The following is an 18,032-nucleotide window of genomic DNA, read 5'->3' as shown; positions in this document are numbered from 1 at the left end:
TTCGGCGCGGCTTCAATCTCTCAATCGCTGAATAATTCGCTACAACAACTTCATCACGTTCTCCGGTGGGCGACACAATACGGCCTTGTCACCACGCACGACAATGGGCCGCTGAATCAGGTCCGGGTTGTCCACCATGATCTTTATTAATTCATCATCGGCTAGCTGCTGTTCAGCCAGCTTCAGGCTGCGTGCCAGTGGTTCGTCGCTACGTAGTACATCACGTACCGGCACCCCCAGTTTTTCGATCAGTTCACGCAATCCCGCGACGGTTAGAGGCATCTCATAATAATTGACCGCATCGAACTCTTGGCCACTGTCCTTGAGAAGTGCAAGCGTGGCACGGCATTTACTGCATGTGGGTTTATGATAAACGGTAATCTTGTTACTCATGCAATTTTCTCCTGTCTCAACCCCGAGTCTTGTCAAGCTTGATCCGCATTGCTGCGGGCTCTGGAGGCTGCTTGTAAAATCTCGCATGACATCGAATCATCGCAAAATGCCGGATGATGCACACGAGTGGGCGCCCTTTTATATAGCCGCTACTTTAGCAAATACTTACAAGTTCGTGACTAAAACACCCCACAAGAATCAAAAAAACCGGCGATATGACCTAGTGCCCGCGTAAGTTATTGATAAAAATTAAAAAAATGATACGTGGAATCCCAAAGATGCCTCTCATCCACTGAGCGGTTTCCATTCACCTTCATCCATACTCTGCTTTGCCGCTGCGCTGCTCTTTCCTTATTTACCAAATTTTTTTAGTACATGGCGTGTCATGCTGAGAGCAAGCTCATGCTCACCCAGAAGCACCGTACCTCCGCTTTCTCTTCGTAGCAGTGCAGCTTCTTCTTCATTATGGGTACGCACGATAATCTCGATCGGCGGATTAAGCATACGGGCGGTTTCTATCATCCGGCGGGCTCGTAGTGCATCGGGGACCGCAATCACCAGCATTTTAGCTCGCGCAATATGCGCTTGTATAAGCACAGCCGGTTCAGCGGCATCACCCACTACGGCATGGATTCCATGCTTGCGTAACCCCTCAACCATCTCGCGATTCTGATCCGCCACAACGAGCGCCAGTCCCTGTTCAATCAGCGCTTCGCCAATATGCCGGCCGACCCGGCCATAACCCACAAGCACCACGTGGTTGGTCACATAGCTTGAGGCAACCGACATGGGCAGTTCGGCCAGGGGATCGTCAGAACGCTCCAGGACGCGGGCAAGCCTGGAACGGGAACGTATCCATTCCTGTGCTGGCTCTATTACCTGAAATACCAGGGGGTTGAGCGTGATCGAGATAAAAGCCCCCGCGAGTATAAGACTCTGTGCCTCGACCGGCAGGAGTCCGAGTGAAACACCGAGCGCTGCAAGAATAAATGAGAACTCGCCAATCTGAGCAAGACTGGCCGACACGGTTAATGCCGTATTGAGTGGGTAGCGAAAAGCAAGAACCAGGAGAAAGGCTGCCAGGGATTTGCCGATAATAATAATCCCAAGCGTGGCGACAACGCGGAGTGGCTGATCGATGAGGACGTTCGGATCAAACAGCATTCCAACGGAGACAAAAAACAATACCGAAAAAGCATCTCTGAGCGGCAGGGATTCCTGAGCGGCTCGATGACTTAAATCGGACTCCCTCATAACCATCCCGGCGAAGAAAGCGCCGAGCGCAAAGGAAACACCGAAGAGCATCGCGGAGCCGTAGGCAATACCTATCGCCACTGCAATCACACTCAAGATAAAGAGTTCGGTCGAGTTGGTGCTCGCGACATGCCATAGCAACCAGGGAAAAACCCGTTTTCCGACAATAAGCATTAGCGCGATGAAGATCGCCACCTTGCCAAAAGTGAGCAGGAGCGTCACCAGCAGATCCGGGGTGGGCCCATCCACTGGACTACCGGCAGAGGTTCCAAGCCATCCGGCAAGTGGCGGCAAAAGAACGAGAACCATAACCATTGCCAGATCTTCGACCACCAGCCAGCCCACCGCAATCGATCCATTGACGGATTTGAGCACACCACGCTGCTCCAATGCCCGCAGGAGCACGACTGTACTCGCGGTGGATAGCGCGACGCCAAACACGATGGCCGCACTCAAATCCCAGCCCCAGGCAACAGCAACCGCCGCACCGAGAGCGGTTGCCACCCCGATTTGTACGAGGGCGCCAGGCAAAGCAATCCGCCGGACAGCCAGCAAATCATCCAGGGAGAAGTGCAGCCCGACTCCGAACATCAACAGAATAACGCCGATTTCCGCCAGCTGGGCCGAAAGCTCCATGTCAGCCACAAAGCCCGGCGTATTGGAGCCCAGGATTACACCTGCAACCAGATAGCCAACCAATACCGGTAATTTCAAGCGGTTGGCAATAAGCCCCATGAGCAAAGCGAGACCGAAACTGACGGCAATCGTGGTGATCAGGGTAACGCTATGGGGCATGTGTCGTGCCGTTTAGACAAATGGGTTAGCCACCGACCCGATGGGTTTGCGTGGACCACGGCGCGAAACTCCAGAGTGGCATGAGAACGCAAATTTGTTTCGGATTCCGCGTCCGCCAATATGAAAAAATAGAATATTTAGGGAATAATATTAATGATATAAAAAAGCTTTTTAGATCATAGTTAACTTAAAATATAAGCGAGCAACTGCTAGTTTCAGGTTCAGCAGGTACGGATATCTCTCTCCCCTCGCGCGCTCAGCCTCTACGCTGGAATGTGCGAAAGCGCCAGCCAAGCAATCCCAAGCCGGCAAGCATCATGGTCCAGGTTTCAGCTTCGGGCACGGCCGAGACTTGCCAGCCAATGTCTTTCATAGCTGCGGCATCAAGCGCTGTAAAATGTTTGCGTTGCCCACCCGCAATGGAAGGATCCATCGCGGCTTCCTGGCCGAGATAACTGAGTCCGTTAGCCCAGTGGCTATCGCCCGCCAAGGGCGGATTGTTACCAAGCAAGGCATGAACGGCAGGGCCGGTAAATTTGCCACCCGAGATCAGGTTTTTGAAAGAATCGGCGCTGCCAAAACCGAGCACATGCGCCAACTCATGTATGGCCACCGAATAAAAATCGAAGCCGGAAAAGGATTCATCTCTAGTGAGATCGGAATCAAAATACCAGTTGGAGGTACTGTTAAAGGAGATCGCCCCGCCCCACGGCCCAAAATCAGTCTCGATGGGCGCAAGGGCTCCTGACTGGCCTCTGCTGGATGCGTTGTTAATGAAATCGGCGGAACCATTGCTGGAGAATCCCCCTGGACCACCCACCGCCACTGCGCCACTCAAATTACGGGCGCCGGCAAAAACCACAATTTGATTCGTGGCAACGCTAAAATTGGGAATAACAGTCTTGCTACCGTTATTCGGCTGAAAAAAACTCACATCAAAACTATCCGATCCGGATGACGTGATTGCGGCCAGGTTGTCCTCAAAGCTGCTCTCGAATGTGGCGGCGGCGGCATTCAATAAATTCTGGCGCGAACTGTTAGCGCCGGTAAAAAAGCCTGAACTGTCGTAACGATAATCAAATTGGATATCAATATTGGCCAATGCGGGTTGACCGGCAGCGAGCAATGCGCAGAAGAATACAGGATATGCGAATTTCATCTTGCTTGACTCCTGGTGGTTGAACCGTTCAATGGGTATGCTCCAATGCTTGTAATGGATCAATATAACTCAGACCAAATTCCTTTGCCACCGCGGGATAAGTGGTCAATCCCCGGTGGGTGTTAAGACCATATTGTAGCGCCAGACTATTTCTTACGGCATCTAATCCTTCATCCGCCAGGCGCAGTGTATAAAAAGCCGTTTGCGCGTTCAGCGCAAAGGTACTGGTGCGCGGGACCGCGCTCGGCATGTTGGCGACACAATAATGCACCACACCATCGAGTTCATAGGTCGGATTGCTATGAGTGGTCGGCCGGGTGGTTTCGACACACCCTCCTTGATCAACCGCCACATCGACAATTACGGAACCTTTTCGCATATTCGGCAACATACCGGCTGTAATCAACCAGGGCGCCCGTCCGCCAGGAATCAAAACAGCACCGATTACCAGATCGGCATTGTAGACCACCTCTTCAATATTATACTCATCACTGATGCGCGTCTGTAGTTGCCCATGATAAATGTCATCCAGATACTTCAGGCGGTCATGATTGATATCCAGCACGGTGACCTGGGCGCCGGATCCAACAGCAACGCGAGCGGCATTTGTGCCGACAATACCCGCCCCCAGAATTGCGACATTAGCTGAAGCCACACCGGGCACGCCGCCCATCAATACGCCACGGCCCCCGTATGTCTTTTGCAGATACGTTGCCCCGATTTGAGTGGCCATACGCCCCGCCACCTCGCTCATGGGCGTCAATAGGGGTAATTGACCCCCTTCGGTTTGAACTGTTTCGTAGGCGATGCCTGTTACGCCATGCTCCAGCAACGCGATGGTAAGAGGCTTATCCGAAGCGAGATGTAGATAGGTAAAAAGAATCATATCTCGATGCAGGTAAGAATATTCCGCTGCAGTGGGTTCCTTGACCTTAACTACCATCTGCGCCGCCCAGGCGTCTTCGGCGTGAGGAACAATCATGGCTCCGGCTGATTGGTATTCCGCATCTGAAAGAAAGCTTCCCTCCCCCGCCCCGCTCTGTACCAGCACCCGGTGTCCGCGCCGCGTCAAGGCTTTGACTGTACTCGGTGTCATTCCAACCCGATTTTCATGATCCTTGGTTTCCTTGGGTAGTCCGATCAGCATGGTTTTGTTCCTGACTGAATAAAATTGAACCTGTTCTTCTGCAAAAGATTAACCTGATTCGAAAATCTTACGGATAATCTCGCCTCTATCAATAACTCCATACTTTCCATATGACAATGAGCACTCCCGCACTATTGATTCGCTAACTCGATAGTTCCGCTTCTTTTGTCACCGAGTATACAACCCGATTCCAGGATCGCTGAAAAAAAATAAGCCTAGGCCTGGGGCTGGACGGGGTGCAGTGTACGGTTTTTAGGGTACATGGCGAGACGTAATGATGCGGAATTCGACCGCGAAGGAAGGTGCGACCCCGAAGCGGGATGCGGGCGCTCCATGGACCTGGAACGCGATCGCGGCATCCCCTACGCTGCCCGATCCCCGCTTTGCGGGAGCCCTCGTGCAATGCTTCGGGGCGCCATTCCATTCCGGGGAGCTGCAACGCAGCCCTGTGCCGCGCTGTACAATTCGCCATAGTGGACTCACCAAAAAGATGAGAATCAATGGCACAGAAACTCATTTAATAATGATAGTGTTATACCGACAATGGCCAATTGCCGGATAGGGATAAATATTCTGCGCGAGACTTTTGCATTACTGCAAGATCCAGCACATTCGAACCGGGCAGTTGCATACGCAACCGCTTCGGTATTGGGTAATCGATGAGGTATAGAGCGCGTTTCCCGGCATGACAACAAACTGAAGCACTGCGTTGCTGTCAGTCACACTCCCGCAGCGTACCCGCTCCCCACGTGCGACGCATTCTCACGAATCGAGGGAGCAGACAAATACGGATAAGCTGATCAGTACTTTTATGAAAGCGATGTTACCCAGCTTGAGGCTATATGTGAACGTATCAAAGTGAAACGGTATGTACGCGTTACAGCGCCTTGACCATATCTTCAACAACCTTCTTGGCATCGCCGAATACCATCATGGTTTTGTCCATGTAGAACAGGTCATTGTCGAGGCCGGCATAACCGGCAGCCATGCTACGTTTGACCACCATTATGGTGCGCGCCTTGTGGGCATCCAGAATGGGCATGCCATATATCGCGCTGCCTGGAACATTCGCCGCGGGATTTACCACATCGTTTGCGCCCAGCACCAGCACCACATCGGTGGTGGAAAAATCGCTGTTGATCTCATCCATCTCCAGCACTTGCTCATAGGGTATCTCCGCTTCCGCCAGTAGTACGTTCATGTGTCCCGGCATGCGTCCCGCCACCGGATGTATTGCAAAACGTACATTGACGCCTTTCTCGTGCAGTTTTTCGGCTAGCTCCTTGACCGAATGCTGCGCCCGCGCCACTGCCAGACCATAACCGGGCACGATAATAACGCTGTCGGCATTACCCATGAGAAATGCCGCATCGTCCGCGCTACCGCTGCGATGGGTTTTCTGTGTCCCGTCACTCGCCGCAGCCACAGCCCCTCCCTCGCTGCCAAAGCCGCCAAGTATGACCGAAAGAAATGGCCGGTTCATGGCCTTGCACATGATGTACGACAGAATGGCCCCGGAACTCCCCACCAGCGATCCGGCAATGATAAGCATGGGGTTGCCGAGCGAAAACCCGATTCCTGCTGCGGCCCAGCCGGAGTATGAATTAAGCATGGAAATGACTACCGGCATATCCGCGCCACCGATGGGGACGATAATGAGAAAACCGAGCACAAAGGCGATCGCGGTCATTGTGGCAAAGGCTGTCCAGTTGGTGGTCTCGCTAAAAAAGAACCACAAACCAAAGACAACCATCACAATCGCCAGAATCAGATTGACCATATGCTGGCCGCCGAATGTGATGGGTGCGCCGCTCATGCGGCCGGACAGCTTCAAGAATGCAATCACCGAACCCGACCAGGTCATGGCGCCAATGAAAGTACCGAGAAACAGCTCCAGTTTGCTGCCCATGGGCAATATCGCGGGCAGGCCAAATGAAACCGGGTTATTGACGGCAGCGATAGCGATAAAAACCGCTGCCAGACCCACCAGCGAGTGCATGAAAGCGACCAGCTCCGGCATTGCTGTCATTTGCACACGCCGTGCGACAACAGCACCAATGGTGCCACCTAAGGCAATACATGCGAGTATCAACATCCAGTTCTTGGTGATCGTAAGCGTGGTGACAACGGCAATTGCCATTCCCACCATACCGAACAGATTGCCACGACGAGAGGTTAGCGGCGAGCTTAGGCCTTTTAGCGCCAGAATAAAAAAAACCGATGCGATCAGATACGCGAATGCGACCAAATTTGCGGACATTGACTAGCTTCCTTTTTTATCTTTTTTTCTGAACATTTCCAGCATCCGCTGGGTAACAAGAAATCCGCCGAATACATTGATTGCGGCCAGCGTCACCGCCACGGCTCCCAGCCATACGCCCCAGTCGGTTTCCGCCGGGCCGGCAGCCAGCATTGCGCCGACTAAAATTATGCCGGAAATCGCATTGGTTACTGACATCAGCGGTGTGTGCAAGGCAGGGGTCACGTTCCACACTACGTGATAGCCCACGAACACTGCCAGCACGAATACGGTCAGGTTAATGATGGTTGGGTCAACTTCGCCGATCATGAGTGCTCCTTCAATCCGTTAATTATTCCGAGTGTTGAGTTATAGCAGGGAGAGTGAAACGTGCAAAACCGGGCAGGTTCCTTTGCTTTCCCTCTATGACTTTTCAGGTTTTACCGGTTACTTCCCCGTCCGTGCAGACCAGCGTTCCGGAGATGACTTCATCCTCACGGTTTACTTTGAATTCACCGCTCTTCGCATCCAGCATCAGGTTAAGAAAATTCATCAGGTTACGTGCATACAGGGCGCTGGAATCCGCCGCCACCAATCCTGGCAGATTGGCGATACCGACGAGATGCACGCCGTGCTTCACTACGATTTTGTCCAATTCCGACAAGGGACAGTTACCGCCCGCTTCCACCGCCATATCGACGATCACCGATCCAGGTTTCATGGCACGAACAGTTTCTTCCTTGATCAGAACGGGCGCAGGGCGCCCGGGAATCAGCGCCGTCGTGATAATGATATCGGCTGCCGCCGCGCGCTGATGCACCAGTTCACCCTGACGGCGCTTATAATCATCCGACATTTCACGAGCGTACCCGCCGGCCGTTTCCGCTTGCGCTTTCTCTTCTTCGCTCAATGGAACCTCGATGAATTTGGCTCCGAGACTCTCTACCTGTTCTTTTGCCACCGGCCGCACATCGAACGCTTCGATCACCGCGCCCAGCCGTTTGGCCGTAGCGATCGCCTGCAAGCCGGCCACCCCCGCGCCCAGAACCAGCACCCGTGCCGCCTTTACCGTACCCGCCGCGGTCATCAGCATGGGAAAGAATTTCTGATAGACATTGGCCGCCATCAGTACCGCTTTGTAGCCGGCGATATTGGCCTGCGACGACAGCACGTCCATGCTCTGAGCACGGGAAATGCGCGGCAGTTTCTCCATGGCAAATGCGGTCAGGCCGTGATGGGCGAGTATCTCGATACCTTCCGCCTGATGCGGAGAAAGCAAACCCAGCAACACCGCATCCTTGCGCATCATTGATAGTTCGCCGGGTTCCGGCCCGCGCACTTTCAGCACGATTTGCGATTGCCCATAAAGCTCCGCTGCGCTGGCTACAATGGTTGCTCCGGCAGCCTGGTACTCCTCATCAGGTATGCTCGCGCCGCTTCCCGCGCCGGACTGTACCAGAACAACGTGAAAGCCTTTAGCGGTAAATTTCTTCACCGTTTCCGGCGTGGCCGCAACGCGGGTTTCACCCCCGCGAATCTCCGCCGGTATGCCTATGTGCATTGATAATCTCCCTTATTTTTGGACATTTTCTATTTTTTTCCAGCAAACTTGCGAAAATGGGCGATCACTTCCCTTTAATCGCGAAAGCCGGATTATAAATGAACCTGGGTGCAATGAATTATCCGGATTAATGAAAATAGCTCATTCCTGGCAACCATTCCCTGTAACCTCAAGCCCCAACCTTGTTCGTTTCCTTTAAGCAATGGCTAATCCACCGGGTGGTAAGCTTCTCCTGAACACTATTCTGGCGTAAACGCGACGCCAACCCGCCGAAATCAACCTGATCAAGCGGTTGATCCTGATTGAAACATGAAAATACGTAAGTAATTTCGCCTGTCTCCGGATCTTTGTGCGGTTGCAGACACTGGGCGCAGATCTCTTTCATCATGCACTGCATCGGGGAATTGATGGAGCCGATCGCATAGTGATCCGTCTTCAAATAAGGCTGAAGTTTATTATGCCGCGCGGCACCCACCGCCGCCATCATTCGATCGGAGCCAATGGCAATGATACGGTCGGCATCCGACAACAGAATTTTCTGAGGACCCAACGCACCACTGCCATACGCGGCCATCGCATCCACGATATTACCGGCGTAGCTAAGATCGTCCGGCCGGGATGGCGTAAAACCCGGGGCTTCATCGCAACACCATACCACTACATCCGCCGCCGCCTCGATTTCCGCGACTTTATAACGATCGATCAGTTTCTTGTAACCGGCAAAATATAAAATTTTTGATCCCGCAGCGCGTGCCGCAGCACCAATGGAAAACAAAACCGCGTTACCCAGTCCGCCACCCACCAGTACAACGGTTTCCTCCGGCAGGATCTCCGTGGGGGTGCCGGTGGGGCCCATCAGCACTACCGGATCGCCAGGATTGAGTTTGGCGCACAAATCCGCCGACCCGCCCATTTCCAGGGCAATCAGCGATACCAAGCCGCGAGACACATCAACCGAAGCTCCCGTCAGGGCAATGCCCTCCATCGCCAATTTCGTATCGCCCACGGCGGTGGCGAGCGTGGCAAAATTCTGGAAGCGGTAGAATTGGCCAGGGTGGAAACGCTCCACCGCCATTGGCGCATGCACGACCACTTCAATGATATTGGGAGTCAACCGTTCAACCTTATGCACAATGGCACGTAATCGCCCGTTTAATTCGGCAAAAAACAGTCTGGCAGACTTTGCGGATGCCGGTGCGACGCGTCCGAGCATCCGGCTTACCACCGGATAACCCTGTTTTGCGCTGGACATGGCTTTAACCACATTGCCCGAATAAGATGGATGGAGGTCACCGAAAAAGCTGATGAAACGTCCATCCTCGCAACGGCTCAGCAATACCATCGAGGTATCCGGCTTGGGATTTCCCCGAGGGGGGCTCACCGGATCGCCATTTTCATCGCAGGCCGCGAAATAGCGTCCGTTCAGCTTGAAATTTTTTTCGTCTTCTCTGGCGAGCACCGTGTTGGGCTGAGTTCCCGCCGCAACCAGAACGGCACGGGCCGGCAATTCAGCTTGCCCAGTTTTTTGCCATGAACCCGTTTCATCCAGGATCTGTACTGAGAACTTCACAGATCTCGCATGTTCCCACTTGTCGGCTTCCACTCGTACAGGTGTAAGGCCTTCGGCAAACCAGATGCCCTCCTCCAGCGCTTTCTCAACTTCCTCGTGATTAAGTGTGTAGGAGGGACTGTCGATGAGCCGTTTCCGATACGCAATGGTGGCACCGCCCCATGATTGAAGCAATTCCAGTACACGCGGCGCCCGCCCCTCTCTTTCCGCTTCCTTGCGCTCCGCGCGGATGGCACGACCGTGACTGAGAAACTCCTCGGCAATTTCCCGCTCCTCCTCATCCCATGCGCCACGAATTGCTGTTTCACCCTGCACTGCGGTAAGAATCTCATAACGGCGAAGAAATTTGTCCACTTGCACCGGATAATAAGCCAGTGCTTCGGTTGCTGTATCGATGGCGGTCAAGCCTCCACCGATCACCACCACAGGCAGGCGTAACTGCATGTTGGCAACGGAACTGGTTTGTGCCGCGCCGGATAACTGCAGTGCCATCAGAAAATCGGATGCGGCACGAACGCCACGCGCCAAACCATTGGGCATATCGAGCACAGTGGGACGTCCGGCCCCCGCAGCCAGCGCCACATGATCGAATCCAATCGCCAAGGCGTCATCGGCGGTAAGCGTTCCGCCGAAACGGACACCGCCAAAAAGTGCAAACTCTTCCCGTCGCTCCAGAAGCAACCGGATCAACTTCAGAAAATTTTTGTTCCATCGCACGGTGATTCCATATTCGGCCACACCACCGAAACCTCCAGGCATGCGCTCATCCAGATTCTCTTCGAGTTCTCCGGCATCACGAATGGCATTGAATGAAACATGCTCGCCCTGACTATTCACGCCTGAAAGTTCTGGAGCCAAAGGCTCTATCTTGAGACCGTCAATGCCAACCACTGTATGACCATCATTCATCAGGTGGTGTGCCAGGGTATATCCGGCGGGTCCCATGCCCACTACCAGCACTTTCCGGCCTGTTGGGGCCTTTGGCACCGGCCGGCGCAGGTTTAACGGATTCCACCGGGTAAGCAGACTATAAATTTCAAACCCCCACGGCAATTCAAGTACATCCTTGAGTGTGCGGGTTTCCGCCTGCGGGATATCAACCGGCTCCTGTTTCTGGTAAATGCAGGACTTCATGCAATCGTTGCATATGCGGTGACCGGTACCCGCGCACATGGGGTTGTCCACAACGATCATTGCCAGACCGCTGACGGCAAGCCCTTGGGTCTTTAATTTGTGAAACTCGGAAATGCGCTCCTCCAGCGGACATCCCGCGAGCAGGACGCCCAATTGGCTTTTTTTGAAAGATGGCGCTTCCCCTGGCGTCTTCGGTTTCTCCTTTAATCCTTTTGAGCACGAATCCTTGCCTTGCTCGTGACACCAAATGCAGTAATTCGCCTCATCCAGGGCGCCCGCCAGGTCGGTGCCGGAATCGGTGAGCGCAAACCCCTCCCGGCGGCGTATATGATGAAGGCGGTGAACGGTATAGCCGGCGGTAGTATCGGCATCCGTTGACAAGAGATGCAGATAATCAAGTTTAGCGGGAGCCTTGAACAATATGCCATCCTGATTGCGTTCTCGTCCTGGCGCTGTTTTCAGCGCCCAGGCCGCATAGAGCAACGCCATCCTGAGCCGCTCTTCATTCACATTCTCGTCCAACAGCCACTCTATGACTTTGGTTGCAAAAACCAGTTCGGAAAAGGGCTCCTCGAATTCAGCAACCAGCTTTCCTTCCAGTGCAACCCCATCCACCGCGGCGGCTTCCGCCTCGCTCACCTTGTTCGTTGCCCGCCGCTGTACGAACTGTCTTTTGCAGGCATAAAGCGGAGCCAGTTGATGATGGCGGGCGGCAAGCGCACCGACTTCTTTTTCGATACCGAACAACCTGGCGACGAAATCCTCCATCCACGGCGCAACCTCGATCAGCAGGGCGGCTTCGTCTTTGCGATCCAGGCCATCGGGGTTGGCGCGGGCAAGGTCCAGGCGGACGCGCAGTCCAGGTTCCCCTTCATGCAGGAAATCAAGAAATGCCTGATCCAGTCTCACCAGGCCATCGCGGCGATACAGATCAGCAAAAGTCATCTCGAATCCCAGTACGGGGAAAACGGCTGTTGCCGGTTCAATGTGAAGCGCCGATTGTAAACTTGTCATCATAAGGTCATCGATAATATGAAAATGAATCAAAAAAGAGACTGCAAACGTAATCGCTATTTTTTATTAGAACGCGTCCGTGATTAAAGTTTTATATCCCTATTCAATTTATGTTTTTCCCCGCTAAAAAATACAAAAGCGGCAACGCCACCTCTCTCCGCGTTGTCCGCTCTAGCCGCAATGTCGCTTCACAACCTGAACAGCCTTGCGCCGGAATCCTCCGCAGCGAATCAAACCGATCAAATCAACCTGAATTCCTTGCCGGACAGATCATGCCTGCGGCAACCGTGTTGTTATTCACCTCGTCGATAACAATAAAGCTGCCGTTGGCATGGTTGCGCTGATACTCATCGCATACCAGGGGCTGGTGCATTTTCAGCGCAACCCGCCCGATATCATTCATTTTTAAGGTTTCCACCGCTTCATGATTGAGTGTATTGATATCCACGCGATAGTCTATGCGTGTCACCAGCGCCTTTACGACACGGGTCGTATGCTTGACGAGATACTTACGCCTCGGGTCGAGACTCTGCTCCGACAACCAGCACAGCATCGCCTCGAATTCCTTTGTTACCCGAGGGATGTCTCCCTCGGTTTTTACCAGCATATCGCCCCGGGAAATATCCAGATGGTCTTCAATAGTCAGTGTTATCGACTGGGGCGCGACCGCTCGATCGATAGTACCATCATAAGTCACGATTTCCTTGATACGTGAATTCAGGCCGGAAGGAAGCACCTTCACCGCATCACCGACGCTGATGAAACCCGACTCGACCCGTCCCATGTATCCGCGGAAATCGTGCATTTCCTCGGTTTGCGGACGACACACCAACTGCACAGGAAACCGGAAATCTTCGAGATTGATGTCATGATCGATAGGAACATTCTCCAATAAATCCATCAGTACCATACCCTTGTACCAGCCAAGTTTTTCCCCGCGCTCCACCACCATATCCCCGTTCAAGGCGGACATTGGAATGTATGCGATATTGTTCAGCCTGAGCCCACCGGCAAATGCGGCGAAATCCTCGCAGATCCGCTCGAATACCTCGCGTGAGTAGTCCACCAGATCCATCTTGTTGACCGCCACCACCAGATGAGGAATCCCCACCAGACTGGCCAGATAGGCATGCCGGCGCGACTGGGTAAGCACTCCCTTGCGCGCGTCAATCAAGATAATGGCCAGATTGGCGGTGGAAGCCCCCGTCACCATATTACGGGTGTATTGCTCGTGACCAGGAGTGTCGGCAATAATAAATTTGCGTTTAGGCGTTGCAAAATAACGATAGGCCACATCGATGGTAATACCCTGCTCACGTTCCGCTTGCAAACCATCGGTGAGCAGCGACAGATCGACGCCCTCCATGCCGCGCCTGCGGGTCGTGTGAGTAATGGCGCTCAGTTGATCTTCAAAGATGGATTTCGAATCATGCAGCAGGCGTCCGATCAGCGTGCTCTTCCCATCGTCCACACTGCCGGCGGTAATGAAACGTAACAACTCGGTGTGATCAAACGAAATATTTTCAACTGCTGACATTTACAGCCCTTCTGGAAATTTTTTCACCTGGAATTTCCTCGTTCTTCTCTGTTCCAGTGAACTTGGATAACGCTAATAAATTCAAATCCGTAAATCCGGACACAACAAAGTCATGAAAAGACAACGCACCGTTATCGCCTGACTCAATTTGTATGAGGCTACTTCAGAAATACCCTTCTTTTTTACGCAGCTCCATGGATGCATCCGAAGTCTGATCGTCCATGCGGGTGGCGCCACGCTCGGTAATCCGGGTGGTCGCAGTTTCAGCTATGATTTCGCCTATACTGACTGCGGTAGACTCCACCGGACAGGTGCAACTCATATCTCCTACCGTGCGGAAGCGCACCATGACGTTTTCCGCTTGCTCCCCCTCCTGAGGCTGCACCAGATGGGATACCGGTAAAAGACCGCTACCCCGTCTGATTACGTCACGCTTATGGGCAAAATAAATATGCGGCACTTCCAGTTCCTCGCGGGCAATGTATTCCCAGACATCAAGCTCGGTCCAGTTGCTAATCGGAAACACACGGATATTTTCTCCCGGATGTACGCGAGTATTGTAGATATCCCACAGTTCGGGCCGCTGGCTCTTCGGATCCCATTGACCGAATTCATCGCGGAAGGAAAATATACGTTCCTTGGCCCGCGCTTTCTCTTCATCGCGGCGTGCACCGCCGATACAGGCATCAAAACGAAATTCGGCAATGGCGTCCAGCAGCGTTATCGACTGAAACGCATTACGGCTCTGATTTTCAGAGCGAAGCACTACTCTCCCCTGCCGGATGGAATCCTCCATGCTGCGCACAATCAACCGCTCACCCAATTGCTGGGCCCGGCGGTCACGAAATTCAATCACTTCCGGAAAATTGTGGCCGGTGTCGATATGCAGCAACGGAAACGGAAAGCGCCCTGGACGAAAGGCTTTTTCCGCCAACCGCAATAGCACGATGGAATCCTTTCCACCGGAAAACAATAGCGCAGGATTGGCGCACTCGGCCGCTACTTCCCGCAAAATATGAATAGCTTCACTTTCCAACGCATCCAGATGGCCCAACTGCCTTGCGATACGTTGTTTAGAGGCCGCCGGTTCACTTCTCATCATAGAACCCGGAACGGGAGTAATAAATTCTTGCACATTTCTCAATAGGGTATCCATCGCTCAATCCTGATAATCTCACGAACCACGGGGCTTTATCAGAGCCTGGCTACTCTCTTTCTTTTCACTTAGAGCCTGGCCCGATACCGCCGAGTCCACCGCCAAACGAGTCACTACCGCAGCCTTACGCCGCTTGTCTGGATGCAAGCCGCACTCCTTGATTTCTGGATTTTCCCACCACCATCGTCCGGCACGGACATCCTCACCGGGAGTAATGGCACGCGTACAGGGTGCGCAACCGATGCTTGCGTATCCCTTGTCGTGCAGCGCGTTATAAGGGACATCGAATTGTTTGAGATAGGCCCAAACGTCGGATAGACTCCAATCCAGCAATGGACTTATTTTTTGCAAGCCATTTCCGGTATCAAACTCCGTTTCAGTCAGATCCTTTCTGGTCGGTGCCTGATCACGGCGCAGACCAGTGACCCACGCGCGCTTTCCACGCAAGGCACGTTTCAGCGGTTCCACCTTGCGAATATGGCAGCATGTTTTTCGTAACTCCACGCTGTCATAGAACGCGTTGGGGCCATTCTGCGCAACAAATGCTTCCACGGCGGCGGACTCGGGAAAATATACGGGAACACGAATGCCATAGCGCTCCGCCACCTCTTTCATCAGACTATAAGTCTCTTCCGGCAAGCGGCCGGTATCCAGTGTAAACATTCCAATGCCGGGATAATGCCGGGCGATGATATCCGTCAACACCATATCCTCGGCACCGAAACTGTTGGCGAAAACAGCCGGTGCATAATCCGCCTGCACCCTATCCAACAGTGTCCGCACGTCAGCAATCTTTTGATCCAGGCTCATGGTACCGATTCAATAACAGGTATCAAGATTTATTACAACATGACCGATGATTGTGTCTGCTGGAATGACTTGGCTGAAGCCTTTAGCGGCAGCGCGCCAGTCAGATCAAGCTGACGGTCGAAACCGATGCAGAATTCCGCGACCTCCATCGTCCACGCATCCAGGTCGGAAAACCATTCGGTCAGTCGAACATCATTCAACCCTTCGACCGGACTCGAAAAATCCTCCGCGAATTTAGCCAACTGCCCGGATAAACGCGGTTTGGTAGGCAATACCCGGCGCAACTCCTCCGCCTGCTCAGCCAAATCGTCGTGCTTCTGGCCACTGAGCAGTTCGGTCACACCCTGGCCGATCAAGCGGGCGATCTCTTCGGCACACTTAACCGAATCTTCGAATTTTCGCTGAAACTTGAGCGCATCCCGGTAATTTCGCTCGTGAGCCGCTTCGAAAAAACTTGAGCCGATCTTCACCTGACTCACTCCCGCGCACTCGCCACCGCCCAGCTGCAACACCTTGAAATCACCATCCCGGCCATGATCGCGCAAGACCGATTCCAATTCCTCCGGTTTTACTTCGCCCAGATCCGCGAGCAGATCAGTGAAATAGACCTTGCCCACACGCCGGGTCCAGGAAAAGAACGTTTCATCCGCTTCGCGATTGGATGCATAAGCCGATTTCACGCGTTCCACCGCCGTCTCGACACGTGCCGTAGGGATCGATGGACCTTTGATCGCCAGCGCGCCGCGCGCCATGCCATCGCCGCCGAAATACATCTGATAATGCGGCACAAGCTTGCCATGCATGCGCTTGCCTTCACCATAAATGCCGATGTCGCCGGTCTCGGGCTGAGCACAGCCGTTATGGCACCCTGAAACACGTATTTTCAGATCATGTTTGCCGCCATTCAGTTTGGGTCCGAGGATCGTACTTGAAGTTATCCCTAAACGGCAGGTTGAAGTGCCGGGACAAGCCACCACATCATCACCTGCCAGGGGCTCACCCAGACCCAACGCAGCCAGGGCAGCGCGCAGAGACCCGATTTTGGCTTCCGGCACATTCGGCAGAAACATGTTCTGATCCTGCGTTGCACGAATTTCATGCAACTCGTGAGTCTCGGCAATACGGGCAAGACCGCGCAGTTGCGCCACGTTTAAATTACCCATCGGCACACTGATCGGAAATACGTGATAACCGGGTTGCTTTTGCGCGAACACACGGCGCGGGGCACCAATACCGGGAACTTCACTGTCAGCGCCACCGCTCCATTCACCCGTTGGATAATCCTGGGTTGCCAGTGCCGTTTTAGTGCGAGCCAGTTCTTCGCGATACTTCTCGATGAAACCTTCGGGACCGAATTTGTCAACCAGAAACTTAATCCGTGCTTTGGCACGCTTAATACGATCGGAATAGCGATTGTGCAATGAAACAACCGCCTCCATCACAAGCAACAAATCCTTTTCTTCCACGAATTCTTCCACGACGATAGCCTCGTGCGGCTTATGTCCGAGACCCCCTCCGGCCAGAACCTTGAAACCGAAGCGGTCGCCGTTGCGCACCGCGACGATTCCCATGTCGTGCATCATGCCCTGCGCGCAATCGGATTCACAGGCCGAGAAGCTGATCTTGAATTTGCGCGGCATTTGCTGAGTCAGCGGATTGCGCAGAAAATGCTGAACCGCCCCGTCGAGATGCTTCGTGACGTCGACATGCTGGCGAGGACATACGCCCGACAGCGGACAGGCCGTGACATTACGTATTGTATTGCCACAGGCCTCGCGCGTCGTCAATCCGGCTGTAGCAAGATGGCGGAGCACCGCCGGCGTATGCTCCAGCGGTACGTAATGCATCTGGATATCCTGACGCGTGGTGATATGCACGACATCGTGGCGTACATATTTCTCCAGCATATCGGCGATCACGCTCAATTGCGGGCCGTTCACGCGCCCTCCCGGAAGCTTGATCCGCACCATATTGACACCTTCCTGCCGCTGCCCATAAATCCCCATTTGTAGACGGGCAGCGGTAAAACGATCAACATCCATGCGCAGGCCCTGATAATCCTGCAGCGCCTGATCGAACGAATTTATTTCCTCATCGTTGGCAAGGTAATTCAAGTGACTCATCTGAAATCTCCACAATTTATGGCCATATCATCTTGATGCCGGCGGCAAGAGATTACCGATAACTATTGCAATATACCGATCCGGCATTGGCCGTGTCCAATCCGGGACGAACTGTCAGGTCAGACAGAATTCGCCATTTT

12 protein-coding genes are annotated in these 18,032 nt (G+C 53.4%); all 12 read right to left on the bottom strand.

Annotated elements, in window-relative coordinates; all coding sequences use genetic code 11:
• Window positions 1-39: 39 nt before the first annotated feature.
• The 12 genes from arsC to BLR00_RS07080 all read right to left on the bottom strand — a co-directional run bounded on the left by arsC (window position 40) and on the right by BLR00_RS07080 (window position 17,892).
• Entirely contained in the window at window positions 40-393 is a 354-nt protein-coding gene (arsC, locus tag BLR00_RS07140; protein WP_074631737.1) for an arsenate reductase (glutaredoxin), read from the bottom strand.
• Window positions 394-744: 351 nt separating this feature from the next.
• Complete coding sequence (ybaL, locus tag BLR00_RS07135; RefSeq protein WP_074631736.1) at window positions 745-2,442, bottom strand: cation:proton antiporter domain-containing protein; 1,698 nt, start codon at window positions 2,440-2,442, stop codon at window positions 745-747.
• A 256-nt stretch (window positions 2,443-2,698) separates the two neighbouring features.
• Window positions 2,699-3,601 carry a PEP-CTERM sorting domain-containing protein gene (locus tag BLR00_RS07130; RefSeq protein WP_074631735.1) on the bottom strand — a complete coding sequence of 301 codons (903 nt, stop codon included), beginning with the start codon at window positions 3,599-3,601 and terminating at the stop codon, window positions 2,699-2,701.
• Between the two features lie 28 nt (window positions 3,602-3,629).
• On the bottom strand, window positions 3,630-4,748 hold the full coding sequence (gene ald / locus BLR00_RS07125) for an alanine dehydrogenase (RefSeq protein WP_074631734.1): 1,119 nt from the start codon (window positions 4,746-4,748) through the stop codon (window positions 3,630-3,632).
• An 877-nt stretch (window positions 4,749-5,625) separates the two neighbouring features.
• The gene (locus BLR00_RS07115) at window positions 5,626-7,008 is read right to left on the bottom strand and encodes an NAD(P)(+) transhydrogenase (Re/Si-specific) subunit beta (RefSeq protein WP_074631732.1); all 1,383 of its coding nucleotides are present in this window, start codon (window positions 7,006-7,008) and stop codon (window positions 5,626-5,628) included.
• Between the two features lie 3 nt (window positions 7,009-7,011).
• A complete protein-coding gene (locus BLR00_RS07110; protein ID WP_025041967.1) occupies window positions 7,012-7,317 on the bottom strand; it encodes an NAD(P) transhydrogenase subunit alpha part 2 in 306 nt (101 codons plus the stop codon).
• 103 nt (window positions 7,318-7,420) lie between these two features.
• Window positions 7,421-8,548: a Re/Si-specific NAD(P)(+) transhydrogenase subunit alpha gene (locus tag BLR00_RS07105; protein WP_074631731.1), complete on the bottom strand. Its 1,128-nt coding sequence runs from the start codon at window positions 8,546-8,548 to the stop codon at window positions 7,421-7,423.
• A gap of 169 nt (window positions 8,549-8,717) precedes the next feature.
• Complete coding sequence (locus BLR00_RS07100) at window positions 8,718-12,269, bottom strand: FAD-dependent oxidoreductase (RefSeq protein WP_081346836.1); 3,552 nt, start codon at window positions 12,267-12,269, stop codon at window positions 8,718-8,720.
• A gap of 241 nt (window positions 12,270-12,510) precedes the next feature.
• Window positions 12,511-13,803: a sulfate adenylyltransferase subunit CysN gene (gene cysN, locus BLR00_RS07095; protein ID WP_074631730.1), complete on the bottom strand. Its 1,293-nt coding sequence runs from the start codon at window positions 13,801-13,803 to the stop codon at window positions 12,511-12,513.
• Window positions 13,804-13,966: 163 nt separating this feature from the next.
• Entirely contained in the window at window positions 13,967-14,902 is a 936-nt protein-coding gene (gene cysD / locus BLR00_RS07090; protein WP_074634184.1) for a sulfate adenylyltransferase subunit CysD, read from the bottom strand.
• Between the two features lie 75 nt (window positions 14,903-14,977).
• Window positions 14,978-15,769 carry a phosphoadenylyl-sulfate reductase gene (locus BLR00_RS07085; RefSeq protein ID WP_074631729.1) on the bottom strand — a complete coding sequence of 264 codons (792 nt, stop codon included), beginning with the start codon at window positions 15,767-15,769 and terminating at the stop codon, window positions 14,978-14,980.
• A 32-nt stretch (window positions 15,770-15,801) separates the two neighbouring features.
• Window positions 15,802-17,892, bottom strand: coding sequence for a nitrite/sulfite reductase (locus tag BLR00_RS07080; protein ID WP_074631728.1), 2,091 nt, complete (start codon window positions 17,890-17,892; stop codon window positions 15,802-15,804).
• Between the last annotated feature and the right edge of the window lie 140 nt (window positions 17,893-18,032).

Origin of the sequence: Nitrosospira multiformis, from assembly GCF_900103165.1 — a bacterium.
GTDB lineage: Bacteria > Pseudomonadota > Gammaproteobacteria > Burkholderiales > Nitrosomonadaceae > Nitrosospira > Nitrosospira multiformis_D.
The sequence above is the reverse complement of the archived record's forward strand: the minus strand, read 5'-3'. Positions and strand labels throughout refer to the sequence as shown.

What these genes read in the sequence shown, in the direction of transcription:
- ald (WP_074631734.1), bottom strand. Translation starts at nt 4,748, where the DNA reads ATGCTGATCGGACTACCCAAGGAAACCAAGGATCATGAAAATCGGGTT.
- ybaL (WP_074631736.1), bottom strand. Translation starts at nt 2,442, where the DNA reads ATGCCCCATAGCGTTACCCTGATCACCACGATTGCCGTCAGTTTCGGT.
- BLR00_RS07105 (WP_074631731.1), bottom strand. Translation starts at nt 8,548, where the DNA reads ATGCACATAGGCATACCGGCGGAGATTCGCGGGGGTGAAACCCGCGTT.
- BLR00_RS07085 (WP_074631729.1), bottom strand. Translation starts at nt 15,769, where the DNA reads ATGAGCCTGGATCAAAAGATTGCTGACGTGCGGACACTGTTGGATAGG.
- BLR00_RS07115 (WP_074631732.1), bottom strand. Translation starts at nt 7,008, where the DNA reads ATGTCCGCAAATTTGGTCGCATTCGCGTATCTGATCGCATCGGTTTTT.
- cysN (WP_074631730.1), bottom strand. Translation starts at nt 13,803, where the DNA reads ATGTCAGCAGTTGAAAATATTTCGTTTGATCACACCGAGTTGTTACGT.
- arsC (WP_074631737.1), bottom strand. Translation starts at nt 393, where the DNA reads ATGAGTAACAAGATTACCGTTTATCATAAACCCACATGCAGTAAATGC.
- BLR00_RS07080 (WP_074631728.1), bottom strand. Translation starts at nt 17,892, where the DNA reads ATGAGTCACTTGAATTACCTTGCCAACGATGAGGAAATAAATTCGTTC.
- cysD (WP_074634184.1), bottom strand. Translation starts at nt 14,902, where the DNA reads ATGAGAAGTGAACCGGCGGCCTCTAAACAACGTATCGCAAGGCAGTTG.
- BLR00_RS07110 (WP_025041967.1), bottom strand. Translation starts at nt 7,317, where the DNA reads ATGATCGGCGAAGTTGACCCAACCATCATTAACCTGACCGTATTCGTG.
- BLR00_RS07100 (WP_081346836.1), bottom strand. Translation starts at nt 12,269, where the DNA reads ATGATGACAAGTTTACAATCGGCGCTTCACATTGAACCGGCAACAGCC.
- BLR00_RS07130 (WP_074631735.1), bottom strand. Translation starts at nt 3,601, where the DNA reads ATGAAATTCGCATATCCTGTATTCTTCTGCGCATTGCTCGCTGCCGGT.